The organism is Streptomyces sp. NH27 (assembly GCF_056859195.1).
Genome location: NZ_JACEGK010000763.1, coordinates 1 through 2,548, shown reverse-complemented (window position 1 = coordinate 2,548; position 2,548 = coordinate 1). Strand labels below are relative to the sequence as shown.

Annotated in this window: 2 protein-coding genes; both read left to right on the top strand. The window is 72.3% G+C overall.

The window, feature by feature from the left end:
- The first annotated feature begins 326 nt into the window (after positions 1–326).
- Complete coding sequence (locus AC13HU_RS35490) at positions 327–848, top strand: DUF2617 family protein (RefSeq protein WP_483046120.1); 522 nt, start codon at positions 327–329, stop codon at positions 846–848.
- Between the two features lie 371 nt (positions 849–1,219).
- The coding region (locus AC13HU_RS35485; RefSeq protein WP_483046119.1) for a spermine/spermidine synthase domain-containing protein at positions 1,220–2,548 on the top strand (1,329 nt) is incomplete at its 3' end.

Genomic DNA, 2,548 nt, shown 5'->3' with positions numbered 1-2,548 from the left:
GCCGATGGTAGCGGGTTGTCATATCGGAACACCTGAACTTGTAAGCGCTCCAAGGGATGGAAAGTACGCCCAGATGGGTAAAAACGCTGAGAGTGGGGTGCCATCCGTGATTCCGTTGGTTCCGGATCTCTTCGGGGCCTCCCGATCATCCAGATCACCCCGAACCCGCTGGATCAAGCCTGGTCCACCGCGATCCGTATCTGAACCACCCCTGATCCACCCGGCCCACGCCGGCGCAAGCCACCGCACCTTCGCCTCGCGGCGGGGGCGGGACGGCCCGTCTGCGCCGCGTGTGCGATCCCCTGCGTGACCCGCGGAGCCTTCCCATGCTCACCACCCTTGACACCGCATACACGGACACCCGGGCCGGCGACCTCGCCTGGTGCCTGGACAAGGACGCGCTGCCCGCGCTCGCCACCCTCGGCGTGCGGATCGGCGACGCCACCGGGCTCCACGCCGACGTGGAGTTACGCCTGCTCGGAGCCTCCCACCAGGTGCTGGTCGACGCCGGCCGGGGCGGCTGCTCCGAGACGGTCGCCTGCCTGCCCGGCAGCCAGGCACCGCTGCCCTTCGGCGTCTCCCGCCGCGTCGGCACGTGGGACTACGAGTTCGCCGCCCGTATCGAGCACCTCTCACTGGGCTCCTTCACCGCCCGCGCCCAGGAGTTGCTCGCCCTGGTCGCCGACCACCCGCACGGCCTCGCCGGCACCTTCCCTGGCGACCCGAACGCGTTCACCGCGATGCTGGTGCAGTGCGGGGAGGGGAATGTGCGGTGGCGGACGTGGCATGCGTATCCGCAGGAGGGGCGGTTGGTGGCGACACGGACGAAGGTGCGGGTGGCGGGGTGAGCAAAGCCCTTACGGCGCAAGGCGTTTGTACGGTGCCGGGCGGTTCGACGGTGCCGGGTGGCTTTACGGTGCCGGGCGGTTCGACGGTGCCGGGTGCTGGTGGGGTGCCGGGTGTCGGCGCGGTGCCGGACGTTCATCCGGTGCCGAATCTCCTCACGCTGCCCTGTTCCCGTACGGAGCCGCGCCCTCGCAGGCGGCCGCGTTCCCGCACCGTCCCTGCCCGCGGGGCGCGTACGGACCGGCGCCGATGCCCCGTCGTACCCCTGCGTGCTTCCGGGCGCCGTTGCCTGCCGCCACCCGCCCGCCCGGCCGCGCCGATTGCACCCTTGTGGGTGACCGGTAGCGGCGCAATCCTGACATAGCGTGCATTCATGCTCGACCAGCGCGGCCGCCCGCAAGCCCCTCGCCAGCTCTCCTTAGCGCTGCCCGTCCCCGCGCGGGCGGCCCGCGCGCTGGTGCTCACCGCCGTCTTCGTCTGCGCCGCCTGCGGGTTGGTCTACGAACTCGAACTCGTCGCTCTCGCCTCGTACTTGGTCGGCGACTCGGTCACCCAGGCGTCGGTCGTGCTGTCGGTGATGGTCTTCGCGATGGGCTGCGGCTCGCTGTTGGCAAAACGGTTGCGCAACCGCCCCGCCGCCGCGTTCGTCGCCGTCGAGTCCGCGCTCGCGCTCGTCGGCGGGCTGTCGGTGATGACGCTGTACGCGGTCTTCGCCTGGTACGGCCAGGCCCGCTTCGCCATGATCGGCTGTGCCTTCGCGATCGGCGTGCTGATCGGCGCGGAGGTGCCGCTGCTGATGACGCTCGTGCAGCGCATCCGCCGCCAGGACGCCGGCGGCGCCGTCGCCGACCTGTTCGCCGCCGACTACGTGGGCGCGCTCGTCGGCGGCCTCGCCTTCTCCTTCCTCCTGCTGCCGTTCCTGGGGCAGTTGACCGGCGCGCTCGCCACCGGCGCGGTCAACGCGGTCGCGGGCGGCGCCACCGTTCTGTGGCTCTTCCGCGGCGACCTCTCCGGCCGCGCCCGCGGCTGGCTGCTCACCGCGAACGTCGGCGTGCTCGCCCTGCTGGCCTGTGCCGCCGTCGGCGCCGGACCGTTCGAACGCGCCGCCCGTCACGCCGTCTACGGCAGCCGGGTGCGGGTCGCCGAGCAGACCGGCGCGGAGGAGATCGTGCTGACCGGGGGGACCGGCGCGAGCGGCGGCTCCTCGCTGCGCCTCTACGTCGACGGGGACCTCATGGTGTGCGGCTCCGACGAAGCCGTCTACCACCAGGCGCTGGTGGAACCGGCGATGGCCGGAGCACATGCCCGGGTGCTGATCCTCGGCGGCGGCGATGGGCTCGCGCTGCGCGAAGTGCTGAGCCACCCGGGCGTCGAGGCGGTGACGGTCGTCCCTGGCGACGCCGAACTCGCCCGGCTGGGCCGCACCGATCCGGGGCTCACCGCGCTCAACGGCCATGCGTTCGACGACCCGCGGGTGCGGGAGGTGGCGGGCGACGCGTTCGACTGGTTGCGGACGGCGACGAGCGAGGGCCCCGAACAGGCAGGCGGGGACGACGCGATCGGAAACGCGGGCGCCGATACGGATGGAGGTCCGGGCGGAAGCGTAGGTGGGGGTTCGGGTGGAAGTGGGGGCGCCGATACGGGCGGAGGTCCGGGCGGAAGCGTAGGTGGAGGTCCGGGCGGAAGCGTAGGTGGGGGTTCG